Annotated in this window: 15 protein-coding genes and 1 riboswitch; of the genes, 8 read left to right on the forward strand and 7 right to left on the reverse strand. The window is 63.7% G+C overall.

Features of this window, described 5'->3' with window-relative positions:
• Positions 1–55: 55 nt before the first annotated feature.
• On the reverse strand, positions 56–1,027 hold the full coding sequence (locus tag QCE73_RS02365; protein WP_404989759.1) for a LysR substrate-binding domain-containing protein: 972 nt from the start codon (positions 1,025–1,027) through the stop codon (positions 56–58).
• A gap of 113 nt (positions 1,028–1,140) precedes the next feature.
• Here QCE73_RS02365 and QCE73_RS02370 point away from each other — a divergent pair, with 113 nt between their 5' ends.
• From QCE73_RS02370 to QCE73_RS02380, 3 genes are read left to right on the forward strand one after another with little or no spacing between them, the layout of a single operon-like run.
• Positions 1,141–1,524, forward strand: a complete 384-nt coding sequence (locus QCE73_RS02370) for a VOC family protein (RefSeq protein ID WP_309879619.1) — start codon at positions 1,141–1,143, stop codon at positions 1,522–1,524.
• Between the two features lie 12 nt (positions 1,525–1,536).
• Positions 1,537–2,715: an MFS transporter gene (locus QCE73_RS02375; RefSeq protein WP_309879620.1), complete on the forward strand. Its 1,179-nt coding sequence runs from the start codon at positions 1,537–1,539 to the stop codon at positions 2,713–2,715.
• Between the two features lie 37 nt (positions 2,716–2,752).
• Entirely contained in the window at positions 2,753–3,439 is a 687-nt protein-coding gene (locus tag QCE73_RS02380) for an HAD family hydrolase (protein WP_309879621.1), read from the forward strand.
• Between the two features lie 12 nt (positions 3,440–3,451).
• On the opposite strand, the gene ribB is transcribed toward QCE73_RS02380, so the two are convergent.
• Both ribB and glpK read right to left on the reverse strand, forming a co-directional pair.
• Positions 3,452–4,189, reverse strand: coding sequence for a 3,4-dihydroxy-2-butanone-4-phosphate synthase (gene ribB / locus QCE73_RS02385; protein WP_309879622.1), 738 nt, complete (start codon positions 4,187–4,189; stop codon positions 3,452–3,454).
• Positions 4,190–4,340: 151 nt separating this feature from the next.
• Positions 4,341–4,504: riboswitch (FMN riboswitch) on the reverse strand.
• 114 nt (positions 4,505–4,618) lie between these two features.
• A complete protein-coding gene (gene glpK / locus QCE73_RS02390) occupies positions 4,619–6,115 on the reverse strand; it encodes a glycerol kinase GlpK (protein ID WP_309879623.1) in 1,497 nt (498 codons plus the stop codon).
• Between the two features lie 224 nt (positions 6,116–6,339).
• On the opposite strand from glpK, the gene QCE73_RS02395 reads away from it, so the two are divergent.
• Positions 6,340–6,720, forward strand: coding sequence for a hypothetical protein (locus QCE73_RS02395; protein ID WP_309879624.1), 381 nt, complete (start codon positions 6,340–6,342; stop codon positions 6,718–6,720).
• Between the two features lie 76 nt (positions 6,721–6,796).
• Here QCE73_RS02395 and QCE73_RS02400 read toward each other — a convergent pair whose 3' ends face one another.
• Entirely contained in the window at positions 6,797–6,994 is a 198-nt protein-coding gene (locus tag QCE73_RS02400) for a hypothetical protein (protein WP_035497782.1), read from the reverse strand.
• 464 nt (positions 6,995–7,458) lie between these two features.
• On the opposite strand from QCE73_RS02400, the gene ggt reads away from it, so the two are divergent.
• The 4 genes from ggt (at position 7,459) to QCE73_RS02420 (ending at position 12,235) form a co-directional block, all read left to right on the forward strand.
• Entirely contained in the window at positions 7,459–9,096 is a 1,638-nt protein-coding gene (gene ggt / locus QCE73_RS02405) for a gamma-glutamyltransferase (RefSeq protein WP_309879625.1), read from the forward strand.
• A 129-nt stretch (positions 9,097–9,225) separates the two neighbouring features.
• Complete coding sequence (locus tag QCE73_RS02410; RefSeq protein WP_309879626.1) at positions 9,226–10,578, forward strand: MFS transporter; 1,353 nt, start codon at positions 9,226–9,228, stop codon at positions 10,576–10,578.
• A gap of 280 nt (positions 10,579–10,858) precedes the next feature.
• Entirely contained in the window at positions 10,859–11,683 is an 825-nt protein-coding gene (locus QCE73_RS02415; protein WP_035497784.1) for a ferritin-like domain-containing protein, read from the forward strand.
• A gap of 39 nt (positions 11,684–11,722) precedes the next feature.
• Positions 11,723–12,235 (forward strand): hypothetical protein, encoded by a 513-nt coding sequence (locus QCE73_RS02420; RefSeq protein ID WP_309879628.1) that lies wholly within the window; start codon positions 11,723–11,725, stop codon positions 12,233–12,235.
• A gap of 9 nt (positions 12,236–12,244) precedes the next feature.
• Here QCE73_RS02420 and QCE73_RS02425 read toward each other — a convergent pair whose 3' ends face one another.
• The 3 genes from QCE73_RS02425 to QCE73_RS02435 all read right to left on the reverse strand — a co-directional run bounded on the left by QCE73_RS02425 (position 12,245) and on the right by QCE73_RS02435 (position 16,039).
• Positions 12,245–13,780: a DEAD/DEAH box helicase gene (locus QCE73_RS02425; RefSeq protein WP_309879629.1), complete on the reverse strand. Its 1,536-nt coding sequence runs from the start codon at positions 13,778–13,780 to the stop codon at positions 12,245–12,247.
• 239 nt (positions 13,781–14,019) lie between these two features.
• Complete coding sequence (locus tag QCE73_RS02430; RefSeq protein ID WP_035497787.1) at positions 14,020–14,640, reverse strand: hemolysin III family protein; 621 nt, start codon at positions 14,638–14,640, stop codon at positions 14,020–14,022.
• A gap of 100 nt (positions 14,641–14,740) precedes the next feature.
• Positions 14,741–16,039: a cytochrome c gene (locus tag QCE73_RS02435; protein WP_309879630.1), complete on the reverse strand. Its 1,299-nt coding sequence runs from the start codon at positions 16,037–16,039 to the stop codon at positions 14,741–14,743.
• Between the last annotated feature and the right edge of the window lie 2 nt (positions 16,040–16,041).

Consider the following 16,041-nt stretch of genomic DNA (forward strand, 5'->3'; position numbering starts at 1 on the left):
GTTTCGCGGACTTCTACAGCGATCTGCCCGCTTTTTGCTGTAATTTAGCCCGATATTATAGCGCCGACGGCCATTCCTGACGCGATGGGCGCGGCTCGGGCGGATACGCCAGATCGCCGAGCAATTCGTGCGTCGTTTTCTCGAAACGCCCGACCAGAAAATCCAGCAGCACGCGCACGCGCGGCGCCATGTAGCGGTTCGCATGGAAGAGGGCGTGCACGGCGGCCTCATGCGTGCACCAGTCGGGCAGCACCATCTTCAGCGTGCCGGCGCGCACATCGGCGGCGATATCCCATATCGATTTATGCGCGATGCCGTGGCCCGCGAGCGCCCACGCGCGAGTCATCGCGCCGTCGTTGGTTTCCCAGGCGTCCGCGAGCGGGATCGTGTACGCGTAGCGCTCGTCGCCGCGCACGAAATCGAGCTCGTTGAGCGGCCCGCTTGCCGTGACCACGACGACGAAATCGTGACCCATCAACTCCGCGGGCGTCCTGGGCACGCCCTTGCGCGCGAGATACTCGGGCGATGCGCACAGCACGCGTCGGTTCGGTGCGAGCGCGCGAGCGGCGAGTCCGCTGTCGGGCGGCGCGCCGAAGCGAATCGCGAGATCAATCTCCTCCAGCAACAGATTCGACACCGAATCCGACAGCGTGAGCGCAAACCGTACGTCCGGATGCAGCGCGCTGAATTCGTCGATCCAGCCGCGCAGCATCGAGCGCCCGAAATTCGACGTCGCCGAGATGCGCACCTTGCCGCGCACGACGTTCTGGCCGGCCTGCAACGCGGCTTCGGCGTCGTCGATCGCCTGCAGCGCGATGCGGCAGTGCTGAAGATACAGGCGGCCTTCGTCGGTGACGCGCAACTGGCGCGTCGTGCGCTCGAAAAGCCGCGTGCGCAGCGCTTTTTCCAGCTTGATGAGCCGCGCGCTCGCCGCAGCCGGCGACAGTCCGAGCTTGCGCCCCGCCGCCGACAGACTGCCCGCCGCCGCCGCTTCCACGAAAAGGCGCATGTCGCCGAGCCGATCCATCGTCATTTTCAAATCCAGTTTGATAATGATTCAAAGCGTAGACCAATTCTCAAAGCGATGCATAGCCCGCAAAATGCCGCCTAAGCGTTAACCCTTTGCGGAGCATTCGCGTCATGCAACTCGATCACGTCACCCTCGTCGCGCCCGACTGCGATGCGTTCATGCGCTTCTTCGTCGATATCGCCGGGATGCGAGTCGGGCCACGGCCACCGTTCGGCGTCGGCGGCTACTGGCTTTATCTCGGCGCGCGGCCGGCGGTGCATCTGGTCGCCTCGGGCGTCGCGGAGTCGCATTCCGCCGAACGGCCGGGCGCAATGCGCATCGACCATCTGGCGCTGCGCATCGACGACGAAGCCGAGTGGCGCGCATTGCTCGAACGTCTCGATTGCCACGGCTATGCCTACCAGTTCGCCGAAGTGCCGCTCGCCCGCGAGCTTCAGCTCTTCGTGCGGCTGGGCCCGGGCGTGGTCGTCGAATTCGTGACCGCCCAATTCTGATCTGGAGCCACCATGCCTCTTCCCCTTCTCGCGCTGGCGATCAGCGCGTTCGCCATCGGCACGACGGAGTTCGTCATCATGGGCCTGCTGCCCAACGTCGCGCACGATCTGTCGGTGTCGATTCCGTCAGCGGGCCTGCTCGTCACCGGTTACGCGCTCGGCGTCGCAGTCGGCGCGCCGCTGCTCGCCGTGCTGACGAGCAAGCTGCCGCGCAAGCTCGCGCTGCAAGGGCTCATGCTCGTGTTCATCGTCGGCAATGTGCTGTGCGCGGTCGCGCCGGACTATGGCCTGCTGATGGCGGCGCGCGTCGTGACGTCGTTCGCGCACGGCTCGTTCTTCGGCATCGGCGCGGTCGTGGCCGCGTCGCTCGTGCCGGCGGACAAGCGCGCAAGCGCCATCGCGCTAATGTTCACCGGGCTCACGCTCGCGAACGTGCTGGGCGTGCCGTTCGGGACGTTCATCGGTCAGGAGCTGGGATGGCGCGCGACGTTCTGGATCGTCGCGGGACTGGGCGTGCTTTCCGCGCTCGGCGTGACCGCGCTCGTGCCGAATCGTCACGATGCCGCGCCCAGCGGACTCGGACGCGAAGTGCGCGTGCTGCGCGATGGCCAGGTCTGGCTCGCGCTCTCGATGACCGTGCTCGGTTTCGGCGGCGTGTTCGTCGTGTTCACGTATATCGCGCCGATTCTCGAACAGGTCGGCGGTTTCTCGCCGCGCGCCGTCACGCTGATTCTGGTGCTGTTCGGCGTCGGGCTGACGATCGGCAATACGATCGGCGGCAAGCTCGCCGACCGCGCGCTGATGCCTTCGCTGATGGGCATTCTGTTCGCGCTCGCGATCATCATGGCCGTGTTCGCGAAGACGAGCCACAGTCAGATCGGCGCGATCGTCACGATTTTCGTGTGGGGCATCGCGGCGTTCGCGACGGTGCCGCCGTTGCAGGCGCGCGTGGTCGAGAAGGCGAAGGACGCGCCGAATCTCGCATCGACGCTCAATATCGGCGCGTTCAATGTCGGCAATGCAGGCGGCGCGTGGCTCGGCGGCGCGGTGCTGACGCACGGTCACGGCCTCGATGCGCTCCCGTGGGCGGCAGCGGCGGTCGCGCTCGCGGCCCTCGCGGTGACGTGGTTCGCCGCGCGCCTGGATGCGCCGCGCATTACATCCGAAGTAAAAGCAGCCGACGCTTGCTGAACGCTTATCATGTTGGCTCAACGTAATTCGAGCCAACATGATCGATCATCTCATCTGCGATTGCGACGGCGTGCTCGTCGATAGCGAAGTCATCGCGGATCGCGTGATGCTGGACGTCCTGACCGAGACGTTTCCCGGCATCGACTTCAAACCGGCCGTCAAGACGGCTTTCGGGCAGCAGACTTCGCGCTTCCTGACCTATCTGGAGACGAAGTTCGGTATCGTGATGCCGCCGGATTTCGTCAACACGATCGAGGCGCGCGTCGCGGTGGAACTCGCCCGCTCGGTCGGACCGATCGCCGGCGTGCGCGCGGCGCTCGAATCTTGCGGCTTGCCGGTCGCGGTGGTGTCGAACAGCCGTCTGGAGCGCGTGCGCGCTTCGGTGCGGCGCGCGGGCCTGGACGAAGTCGTCGGCGCGCGCGTGTTCAGTGCGCAGCAGGTCGAACGGCCGAAGCCTTATCCCGATGTCTATCTGCTCGCGGCGCGCACGCTCGATGTCGCGCCCGAGCGCTGTCTCGTCGTGGAAGACAGCGTCGCCGGGCTGACGGCGGCGCGCGCGGCGGGCATGAAGACCATCGCGTTCGTCGGTGCGAGCCATATTCCGTCCGGCTACGCGCAGGTGCTGCGCGAAACCGGCATCACACGGATCATGGAGCACATGGACGAACTTCCCGGGCTCGTCGCCGCGGGCGTGCGCGGGGATTTCGGCGACGTGCTGTCCTGAGCGCGTAGAGACTCAGGCTGCTTCTTCCACGGTCTCGCGCGCCGCTGCGAGCGCCGTGCGGAATGCGACCAGTTCGGCGATGGTCAGCATCGGCAGGCGATGCTCCTGCGCGAAGCGCTCGACTTGCTCGCCACGCGTCATCGTGCCGTCCGGGTTCATCAGTTCGCACAGCACGCCCGCGGGCTTGAGTCCCGCGAGGATCGCCAGATCGACGGTGCCTTCCGTATGGCCGCGCCGTGCAAGCACGCCGCCCGGCATCGCGCGCAGCGGGAAGACGTGGCCCGGCCGGACGATATCGCCAGGCTTCGCATGATCGGCGATGGCCGCGCGAATCGTCGTCACGCGATCCGCCGCCGATACACCCGTCGTCACACCTTCGCGCGCTTCGATCGACACCGTGAACGCGGTGCCGTAGCGGCTCCCGTTGGCGGCGGCCATCGGCGGGAGTTCGAGCGCGCGCACTCGGTCGTCGGGCAGGCACAGGCACACGATGCCGCTGCATTCGCGGATCAGAAGGGCCATGGTGGCGTCGGTGAGTTTCTCGGCGGCGACGATCAGATCGGCTTCGTTTTCGCGATCGTCATCGTCCTGCAAGACGACGGGGCGGCCTTCGCGCATGGCGTCGAGCGCTGCGGCGATACGCGGCGGAACGTCGAGCGAAGCGAGCTGGGAAAGATCGGCAAAGGCGTCGTCAGCGACGACGGAGGGTGCGGCGAACGACAGGCTGTTGCTGGCTTGGGTCTGGGACATGTGAAACGCTCTCGCGAGAAAATTAAGCGAAAAACGTTTCAGGGCATTGCAAACAGACAGAACGACACCCCGCGGCGACACGCCCGAAGGCGCGGCGTCGTCCGGTTCGGCGCGATGCAAGACTCGCCAAGGGGAACGGACATGACCATCTGCACATCTTCTCTCATCCGGACTGTGACCGTCGGCTCTGGCATTTCACCAGATCTGCTGACCCCGCGCATGATGCCGGCGCGGGCGCTCGCGGGCTCATGGTCCGGCCGCGAGGCCTCGCCACATACCGCCGGTGGGGAATTACACCCCGCCCTGAAGACGTACTGAATGCTGCGCGGCCGAAGCCTCGACAGCTTTTTTAGGATACCGCACGCCGGCGATTTTTGCACCGCCGCATGGCGCGGCGTTCCGGAAAACGACATGAGCGCTTCGGCTTCGCTAGCTGTCGGCCCATGCCTTCGCTGCGTTGACCGCGCGTTGCCATCCGGCGATACAGGACTCGATCTCCGGTTCCGGCATCGACGGACTGAACCGGCGCTCCAGTTGCCATTGCGCCTTGAGTTCATCGATATCCTTCCAGTAGCCGACCGCGAGCCCCGCGAGATACGCCGCGCCGAGCGCCGTCGTTTCCGCGACGCGCGGGCGCGCGACTTCGACACCGAGGATGTCGGCCTGAAACTGCATCAGCAGATTGTTCGCGCAGGCGCCGCCATCGACGCGCAATTCGCCGATGCGCATGCCCGAGTCCGCTTCCATTGCCTTAAGCACGTCGAGCGACTGATAGGCGATCGAATCGAGCGCCGCGCGCGCGATATGACCCGATGTCGTGCCGCGCGTCACGCCGAAGAGCGTGCCGCGTGCGCGCGCGTTCCAGTGCGGCGCGCCGAGCCCGGCGAACGCGGGCACGAGATAGACGCCGTCGCTATGCGGCACGCCGCGCGCGAGCGTTTCGATTTCGCTTGCGTGGCGAATGAGGCCGAGCCCGTCGCGCAGCCATTGCACGACGGCGCCCGCGATGAAGATGCTGCCTTCGAGCGCGTAATTGACCTCATCGCCGATCTGCCAGGCGATCGTCGTAACGAGGTTGTTGCGCGACTCGATCGGCTTGTCGCCCGTATTCATGACGAGAAAGCAGCCGGTGCCGTAGGTGTTCTTCACCATGCCGGAATCCGTGCACATCTGTCCGAAGAGGGCCGCGTGCTGATCGCCGGCAAGCGACGCGAGCGGGACGTCCGCGGCGAACACGGTGCCTCGCGTCGTGCCATAGATCTCGGACGACGTGCGCACTTCGGGAAGCATGCTGCGCGGTATGTCGAGCGCGTCGAGCAGCTCGTCGTCCCAGCGTCGCTCATGAATGTTGAAGAGCATCGTGCGCGATGCGTTCGTGATGTCCGTGACATGCAGGCCCTGCCGCGTGAAATTCCATACGAGCCAGCTATCGACGGTGCCGAACGCGAGTCGTCCTTGTTTCGCCTTGTCGCGGGCGCCCTCGATGTTGTCGAGAATCCAGCGGATCTTCGTCGCCGAGAAATACGCGTCGATGGGCAGGCCCGTCTTCGCGCGCACCATCGATTCGAGGCCGCGCGATTTGAGTTCGTCGCAGAAGCCGGCCGTGCGACGGTCCTGCCAGACGATCGCGTTGTAGATCGGCTTGCCCGTCTCGCGGTCCCAGACGATCGTGGTTTCGCGCTGATTCGTGATGCCGACCGCCGCTATCGACGAAGCGCTCGCGCCGGCGCGCGTGACGGCTTCGGCGGCGACGCCGGCCTGCGTCGACCAGATCTCCTGCGGATCGTGCTCGACCCAGCCAGCTTCCGGATAAATCTGCTGGAATTCCTTCTGCGCCACGGACACGACGTTGCCGTTTCTGTCGAACAGCATGGCGCGCGAACTGGTCGTGCCCTGGTCGAGCGCGAGAATGTACTGATCCTGCATGGTCATCTCCGATTTGAGCCGACATCGACGCGTCGTGCCGCGCCAGCCGATGTCCGTTTGCGCAATCTATCGGAGCGAGGCCCCGCGGACAACCTGGCCGAATGGCATAGGCCGCGTGACACATCTGGCTCGAATGTCATTTGGCCTATGCCATTTGGCCGAGTGGCGCGACGGTTCCGTTCGTCCGATACTGGCGGCACGAAATTCGATCGAAGGTGAGTGCCATGCGAATGCTGTGGGTTTCAGGCGTGCTGAGTGCGGCGTTGCTGGCGGGCTGCGTGGGAACGCCCAGTCTGGACGGAACGATGGGCGCGCCCTCGTTCAGTGCTCTTCAGGGCATGTGCGGAACGTCTCCGGTCGATTACGGCGCGGATGCGCAATCGGTCTATTCGACCTTTTACGACGCTTATGTGGCCGAGCGACGCGGCGGGCTGTCGAGAGAGCGCTTCTGCGCGTTCCAGACGGCGATCGCCGAGCGTTATCGCACCTATCAGGCGAATCCCGGTCTCGAGGCGCAGAGCGCGTGGGCGAGTTTCTTCCTGGATCAGCGAGCACAGGCGCTGAGCTGGCGTGCCGCGGTCGACCCGACCCTGCGTGCCGGCTGAAGTGACTCGTCGAGAGATATGAGAGGAGGTGAAGCGGACGCGGCCGAGGGCCGCGTCCCGAGCCCTGCTACGCGTGCTACGAGTAACGCTTGAAAGCCTTGACGGTCGAATCGCCGGTGGCGGTGAGGCGCCATTGCTGGCGTCCGGATGCGAGATTTTCGAGTTGAACGAGCTGACGTTCGAGCAGAGCGTCGAGCTCCTGGCGTTCCATATCGACCTGATTGGGTGCTTCCTGAACCAGTAGCAGCGTGGCAAATTCGTGCGGACTCAGCATTGTGTTCTCCATGACGACCGAACGGCATAAGCAGCCGGCTTTGTAAGCCGGATCTTTTTGCTTCGAAACGTTGTACGGGAAAACTGAAAAAACGCCGGGCAAACGCATTGAATTTTTGTACTGCGAATGCCGGGAATTGGGATTGTAGGCAAGTGTCTGACAAGTGCCAAATGCGCGTTGAAAATTTTCGCTTTGACTTTTTCCGGCTGTGGAAGCGGTCCATCGCTTACGCAAATTCGGAGAATCAACTTGAAGTTCGTGCGGCGGCGCACACAAACAAGGTGCTTTGTAAGCGCAACGATCGGAGCGGAACTCTGCGACCGATTCATGCGCACTTTTCATTAATTTATACGATAAATGAATTTGTTTTGGATTAAGCGGACAATGCAATATTCCTCTTTTGCCCGGCCGGCTCACAAAATCGCCCGCCATGTTCTGCCCGCAGGTATCTCGGACTTCATTCAATGACTCGCTTCAACTGGCAAAACCCCTATCCCACGCCGCGCCTGCCGGTGTTCGCCCGCAATATCGTTTCAACGTCGCATCCGCTGGCCGCGCAGGCCGGCCTGCGCATGTTGTGGAAAGGCGGCAATGCCGTCGACGCAGCCATCGCTGCTGCGGCGGCCATCACCCTCGTTGAACCCGTGTCATGCGGGCTGGGTGGCGACGCCTTCGCGCTAGTCTGGGATGGCAAGAAGCTGCATGGTCTGAACGCGTCGGGCGTGTCGCCGGCGGCGTGGAACGTCGACTACTTCCGTGGCAAGTACGGCGAAGAGAACGGCCTCGCCCGGCAACCCAAGCGCGGCTGGGATGCGGTGACGGTGCCGGGCGTCATCGCCGGATGGGAGGCGCTGCATTCGAAGTTCGGCTCGCTGCCCTTCGCGGACCTGATGGAGCCGGCCATCGAGATCGCCGAGCGTGGTCATGCGGTGGCGAGCATCGTCGCGTACAAGTGGGCGGCGGCGGTGCCGGAGCTTAAGGATCAGCCAGGCTTCGCGGACGTGTTCATGCCGCGCGGACGCGCGCCCGAAGTGAGCGAACTCGTGCGCTTCCCGGGCCACGCGAAAACGCTGCGCCTGCTCGCACAGCATGGCCCGCGTGCGTTCTACGAAGGCGAGATCGCCGAGCGCATCGCCGCGTTCGCGCGTGAGGGCGGCGCCGCGATGATGATGGACGACCTGCGCAACTATCGCGCGGACTGGGTCGAGCCGATCAGCAAGGACTATCGCGGCTACACGGTGCATGAGATTCCGCCGAACGGGCAGGGCATCGCGGCGCTCATCGCGCTCGGTATTCTCGACAAGTTCGATGTGAGCGCGCTGAGCGTCGATCGCATCGAGTCGCAGCATTTGCAGATCGAGGCGATGAAGCTCGCCTTCGCCGACGTTTATCGTTACGTCGCCGATCCGCGTTCCATGGAAGTGACACCCGAGCAGATGCTCGACGACGCTTATCTGACGCAGCGCGCCAAGCTCATCGACCCGTCGAAGGCGACGCAGTTCGACTTCGGCATGCCGAAGGCTGGCGGCACCATATACATGTCGGTCGCCGACGAGCGCGGCATGATGGTGAGCTTCATCCAGTCGAACTACATGGGCTTCGGCTCGGGCGTGGTCGTGCCCGACACGGGTATCGCGCTGCAAAACCGCGGCTGCGGTTTCTCCATGGATCCGAAGTCCGCGAACGTCGTGGAAGGCGGCAAGCGCCCGTTCCACACGATCATCCCGGCGTTCCTCACGCAGGAAGTCGATGGTCAGCGCGAAGCCGTCATGAGCTTCGGCGTGATGGGCGGCGATATGCAGCCGCAAGGCCATCTGCAATCGATCGTGCGCATGCTCGACTACGGGCAGCAGCCGCAGGCGGCGTGCGATGCACCGCGATGGAAGGTGAATCGCGATTTCACGATCGACATCGAGGCCACGCTCGATCCCGAAACCGCGCGTGCGTTGGAAGGCCTCGGCCACACGATCAAGTCCGTCGACGATCCGTACATGGACTTCGGCTCGGGCCAATACATCTGGAAGCTCGATCGCAACGATCCCGAGCGCGGGTATGTCGCGGCAAGCGACAGCCGGCGCGACGGACTCGCAGCAGGGTTCTAAAGCCACCATCGGAGACCGCGCATCGAGCGGTCTCCGTCATAAAAAAACCGCATCGATCGCTGCGATTTTGCAGGCGACAGGGATACGCACGCCCGTATCCACGATGGGGAAGCAGGGGGAGGAGAAATCATGAACGAACAAACGTATGGAGCGCGCGATGCACAGGGCGCAGCGCCGGCGAATGGCGAAACATCCGCACCGAAAGCGGCGCCATCGAGGGCGATGATCCGTCGCATCGTGTTCTCGTCATCGATCGGCAATGCACTCGAGTGGTTCGACTTTCTCGTCTACGGCTATTTCGCGACGGTCATCGCGAAGGCGTTCTTTCCGTCGAACGATGAATGGCTGTCGACCATGCTGGCTATCGGCACGTTCGGCATCTCGTTCCTGATGCGGCCGCTGGGCGCCATCGTGCTCGGCGTCTACGGCGATCGCAAGGGGCGCAAGGCCGCGCTCACGCTCGCCATTTTGCTGATGATGGTCGGCACGTTCACGATGGCCGTGATGCCTTCGTATCGACACATCGGTATCGCTGCGCCGCTGCTGATCCTGCTCGCGCGTCTTGTGCAAGGCTTTGCGGTCGGCGGCGAGTTCGGCAGCGCGACCGCGTTCATGGTCGAGCATAGCGAAGCGCGGCGTGGCTACTACGCGAGCTGGCAGTTCGCGAGCCAGGGACTCGCCGCCATCATGGCTGCGGCGTTCGGCTCGGTTCTGAGCGCCTGGCTGCCGCAGCCGCAGCTCGAAAGCTGGGGCTGGCGCATTCCTTTCGTTTTCGGTCTGCTCGTCGGGCCGGTCGGCTACTACATCCGCTCGCACCTGGACGAAACGCCGGAGTTTCTCGCGACGCGCTCCAACGCGAAGGCAAGTGCCCCCGGCGTTTCCTTCTCGAACCAATGGCTGAACCTGCTGCTCGCCGTGGGCATCGTGGCGCAATCGACAGTCGGCGTGTACGTCCTGCAGCTCTATATGCCGATGTACGCGGTCAAGCAGTTGCATCTTCCGGCGACGGCATCGTTCGCCGTCGTGGTGCTCAATGGCGGACTTCAGTTCATTTTTTCGCCGTTGATGGGCGCGCTCTCCGATCGGCTCGGGCGCATCCGCATCATGCTCGCCACGTCGATCTTCATGGGCGTAACGATTTATCCGATGTTTGCGTGGCTGCAGGCGCATCCGACGATTGCATCGCTCGTCATGCTGCAATCGGTAGCGGGCATTCTGAAGGCGGCGTATTCCGGTCCGATGCCCGCGCTCATGTCGGAGATATTCCCTACGCGGGTGCGTTCGACCGGCCTGTCGATCGGCTACGCGCTCGGCGTCACGTTGTTCGGAGGCTTCGCGCCGACGATCGTCGAAGCGTTCATTCACGTCACCGGCGACAAGCTCGCGCCGAGCTACTACGTGCTGCTGGCTGCTGTGTTATCGGGTGTATCGCTGGCGATCGTCGCGTGGCGCATGCGCGTAACACGTAGTTCTCGCGCGTAATCGAAGCAATTGCCGTGGCTCAGCCGGCACGTTTCATGCTCTAGCGCATCCACAACTACTCGTCAGACGTTGTAAGAATTCGGCACGCACGGAACCGGCGCGCCGCGCGTGAGTCTGTCCCCAAGTCTGCAAACTCATTGCAGGGCGGCTAAGATGGAAAAACGAGCCGCTGACACTTGAAGTTGAGGACGCCAGGACTGAATCGTTCACGGCGTCGCCTGAACCTCGGCCGGCTCTTGTCGGCCGATGGCGCGTTCAGTCCAGCCTGGGAGCGCGATATATGCATACAAACAGTACACACGTGATGCCTTGGCGCATCGAAGATATCGATCTCTCGCGGATCGATCGTCAGAAGGCTGCATCCAACGAGCATCTTCTCTTGTTGTTGTGCGCCTGCTCGTTCATCGAGAGCGGCACCGATCTTTATACGAGCAATCTCAGCAAGTATTTTCACGACGATCCCGAGATCTCGGCGTGGCTGAACGATGAATGGGAGCCCGAAGAGATGCAGCACGGAAGGGCGCTCAAGACGTACATCCACCACGTGTGGCCGGAGTTCGACTGGGACACCGCGTTCAGGAATTTCTTCGACGAATACTCGCTCACGTGTTCCTACGAGGAGTTCGAGAAGAAGCGAGCGCTCGAAATGGTGGCGCGTTGCGTCGTCGAGACGGGAACCGCCACGCTTTATCGTGCAATCAACGATTGTTCGGACGAGCCGGTGCTGAAGGAAATCACCGACAACATCCGTACGGACGAAGTGCGGCACTACAAGCACTTTTTTCACTTCTTCAAGAAGTGGAACAAGATCGAAGGCAATGGCCGCCTGGCCGTGCTCGGCGCGCTCGTGCGGCGCGTGATGGAGTTGAAGAGCGAGGATTCGGAAATCGCGCTGCGGCACGTGTTCGCCGTTCGTTATCCTGAGCGTGCGCAGGATGCCGAGTACAACCGCGAACTTTCCGCGCGCGTGAATGCGCTCGTGCGGCGCAATCTGTCCGCGGATCAGGCCATCAAGATGCTGCTCAAGCCGCTCGATTTGCCCGCGCGCATTCAGCCCGGCGTGCACTATCCGCTCTCGAAGATGACGCAGTTGTTCTTCCGCTAACCTTGCTCGACGATGCCGGTTCAAAGCCGGCATCTTTCCATGTCCGATTCCAACGCACCGCAGCCGTCGCTCTCTTCACACACCGTTTTCGACGAGTGGCCGCCCGAGTTGCGTGCGCTCTTCGACGGTACGCTCACCGGCGTCGATACTGGTTTCACCGCGTCGCTGTGCGCGGCCGATCACGGACATCGCGTGCGAACCGCGCTGCTCGGCGTCGGCGAGCTGCTTGCGCCGGATGCGCGCACGCTTGCTTTCGCGCTATGGCCGTCGTCGCGGACGGCGCAGGCCATCACCGCGACCGGACGCGCGACTCTCGCCTTCGTATTCGACGAGGCGTTCTATCAGGTGCATCTGGATGCGCGCCGCGTGCCGCTCGACGACGTGCCGCTGGCGTGCTTCGTTGGCACGATCGAGACTGGTGAAGTTCAGCGGGTGGGATATGCGCGACTCACGAACGGAATCGTCTTCGAACTGACTGATGCGCAATCGGCGCTCGCGCGCTGGCGCGAGCAACTCGAATGGCTGAAGCGGGCGGCGAGCGCCGCCGCCTGAAACATCGCTTTAGCGGCTGCGATCGCCCGATCGCAACGCATCGCGTCGGCCGCTGAGCAGCGCACCGGGATTCCCCGACGGTTTGCGCGAATTCGCGGCGTGACCGGTCTGCACCGGTTCCTGACGTCGCTGCGCGGGGGCCGCGTTTGCGCTCGGCTTGCTTTGCTTGCTTGGATTGCGCGCTTCGCGCGAAGGCTGAGCGTTGCCAGTGTTGCCCTTCACCGGCCGCGCGCCACGGGCTTCTCCGGTCGGACGGCCGCCTTCGCGACGCGGTTCGCCATTGCGTCGCGCTTCGCCGTTCGGACGTGCCTCGGCGTTACGCGGATTCTGACGCCCCTGACCCTGACCTTGTCCCTGGCCGCGGCCCTGACTGCGGCGCTGGATCGGTTCCGGCTTTGCGTTCGGATCGGGTTCGAAGCCGGGGATCACTTCGCTCGGGATCGGCCGCTTGATGAGGCGCTCGATGTCCTTCAGCAATTGATGCTCGTCCACGCACACCAGCGATACCGCTTCGCCTTCCGCGCCTGCGCGACCCGTGCGGCCGATGCGATGCACGTAGTCTTCCGGCACGTTCGGCAGATCGAAGTTGACGACATGGGGCAGTTGATCGATGTCGATGCCGCGCGCCGCGATATCGGTCGCGACCAGCACTTGCAGCGTCTGATCCTTGAATTCGGCGAGCGCGCGCGTGCGTGCCGACTGGCTCTTGTTGCCGTGAATCGCGAGTGCGCTGATGCCGTCGCGCGTCAATTGCTCGGCGAGGCGGTTCGCGCCGTGCTTCGTGCGCGTGAAGACGAGCACCTGAAACCAGTTGTTGCCGCGAATCAGATGCGTGAGCAGCTCGCGCTTGCGATCGCGATCGACCGGATAAATCTTCTGCTCGACCTTTTCGGCCGTCGTATTGCGACGCGCGACTTCGATGAGCGCGGGCGAATCGAGAAGACTGTCCGCGAGCGCCTTGATCTCATCGGAGAACGTGGCCGAGAACAGCAGATTCTGACGCTTAGCCGGCAGACGCGCGAGCACGCGCTTGATGTCGTGGATGAAGCCCATGTCGAGCATGCGATCGGCTTCGTCGAGCACGAGAATTTCGAGTTGCGAAACGTCGATCGTCTTTTGCTGCATGTGATCGAGCAGACGTCCCGGCGTCGCGACGACGATATCGACGCCACGGCGCAGCGCATCGATCTGCGGATTGATGCCGACGCCGCCGAACATCACAGTCGACTTGAGCTTCAGATACTTGCCGTACGCGCGGACACTTTCCTCGACCTGCGCGGCGAGTTCGCGCGTCGGCGTGAGGATCAGCGCGCGCACCGGGCGTTTCGCGCCGCCCGAGGCGGGCGCGAGTTGCGACAGGCGTTGCAGGATCGGCAGCGTGAAGCCGGCGGTCTTGCCCGTACCGGTCTGCGCGCCCGCGAGCAGGTCGCCGCCTTTCAGGACCGCGGGAATCGCCTGGAGCTGGATGGGAGTGGGACTGGAATAGCCGAGTTCGTTGACGGCGCGAAGCAGAGGTTCCGACAGACCGAGTGAATCAAAAGACATAAATTGGATACTTATTCGTTGTGTCGAGCGGCGCGCATGCGAATCAGGCTGCGGCGAATCGTGGTTCGGCCGGCAGAGCGCATGTGCATCGCTCGAAGAAAAATCGGGCGGCGGGCCATTCGGCGATCAGCGATCGCCGGACGTTGCCGCGAGGGTCGACGTGCTATCAAGACACGTCATCTGGCGCTAAGTTGCATCGATGGACACTTCGACGCGGCGGCGCCCGTTTCAGCCGATGCTCACGCGACGTAGCGCGCGACGCTCACGAACTGACACAGGCTGCCTGCGAGCACGAACAGATGCCAGATTCCGTGTCCATGCCGAATGCGCTCGTCGTTGATGAAAAACCAGATGCCCGCGGTGTACACGACCCCGCCCGCCACCAGCCACGCGGTCCCCGCGGGCGGCAGCGCCGTCACGAGCGGATGAATGGCTACGAGCGCGAGCCATCCCATCAGCACGTACAGCACCATCGATACGCTGCGGGTTCGGCGCCCGAGCGTCAGTTCCTGCGTGATGCCGAGCACCGCAAGTCCCCAGCTCACGCCGAAGAGGGACCAGCCCCAGGGACCACGCAAGGTCACTAGTGTATACGGCGTGTAGCTGCCGGCTATCAACAAGTAGATGGCCGAGTGATCGCACTTTTGCAGTATCGCTTTCATGCGCGGCGAGCGCACGCAGTGATACAGCGTCGAGATGATGTAGAGCGCGCAGAGCATCGCGCCATACACCGCGAAACTGACGACCTTGTAGGCGTCGCCGTCCAGTGCGCCCATTGTCACGAGCGTCGCCAGACCCGCCACCGACAGCAGCGCGCCGATCAGATGGCTGATGCTGTTGAAACGCTCGCCTGCGTGCATGAATTGGATCCGCCAAAAGACAAGGGGCGCGGCCCCAACTACGAAGGCTGCGCCCCAAATGCGTATTGTACGCTCTATTGACGGATGACCGCGGCGTACCTCAGTCGAGCGGTGCCGAACGCAGATTGCTCACCTGCTGCGGCGACACCGGCGTGCCGTGGTTGCCCCACGACATACGGATGTACGTCACGACCGCGGCCACTTCCGTATCCGACAACGACTGCGCGAAAGGCGGCATCCCGTGCGGCATCGGATTGCCTTCCGTGCTCGGCGGATAGCCGCCGTTCAGCGTCATGCGGATCGGGTTGACGGCCGACGGCATCTGGATCGACTGGTTGTTGGCGAGCGGCGGATACGCCGGCGGCTTGCCAAGACCGGTTTCCTGATGGCACTTCGCGCAGTTTTCGGTGTAGACCTTCTTGCCCAGCGTCAGCAGCTCGCCGCCGAACTTCTCGGACGTCTCGAGCTGCATGACTTCCGGCGCTTCCTTCTTCTGCGGGATCGACTTGAGATAGGTCGAGATCGCGTTGACGTCCGCGTCGGTCATGTACTGCAGGCTGTTGTGGACCACTTCGGCCATCGGGCCGAACACCGCGCCGCGCTGCGACACGCCGGTCTTCAGCAGATCGTTGATGTCTTTCAGGTCCCAGTCGCCGAGGCCCGCTTCCTTGTTCGACGTGAGCGACGGCGCATACCAGTTCTGCAGCGGGATCAGGCCGCCGGCGAAGGCCGCCGAGCTGACCGGGCCGCCCATCGCGTTGATCGACGTATGGCACATCGCGCAATGGCCGAGGCCTTCGACCAGATACGCGCCGCGGTTCCATTCGACCGATTTGGTCGGATCCGGCTTGTACTCGCCTTCGCTGAAGAAGAGGGTGCGCCAGCCGATCAGCAGGTTGCGGTTATTGAACGGGAAGCGCAGTTCATGCGGACGGCTCGGCTCGGAAACGGGCGTCACGGAACGCAGGTACGCATAGATCGCGTCGGAGTCGGCGCGCGTGACCTTCGTGTAGCTCGTGAACGGGAAGCCGGGGTAGAGCAGGCTGCCGTCCTTCGAACGGCCCGTGTGCATCGCGCGATAGAAGTCGTCGGAGGTCCACTTGCCGATGCCGTATTGATCGTCAGGCGTGATGTTCGGCGTGAACATCGTGCCGAACGGCGTGGCCATCGGCAGGCCGCCCGCGAATTGCTTGCCGCCGCGCACCGTGTGGCACGCGATACAGTCGCCGGCGCGCGCGAGGTATTCACCTTGCTTGATGAGCGCGGCCTTGTCGGCCGGCGTCGCCGCGATGGCGCCGCCCGAATGCAGATTATCGCCGCCCGACCAGAGAACGGCGGCGGCTGCGACGGCTGCCACCACGGCAGCCGAGGAAAGTGCGAACAGGGACTTGCGTTTCATTA

The sequence above is a fragment of the Caballeronia sp. LZ029 genome, from assembly GCF_031451275.1.
Taxonomy (GTDB): Bacteria; Pseudomonadota; Gammaproteobacteria; order Burkholderiales; family Burkholderiaceae; genus Caballeronia; species Caballeronia jiangsuensis.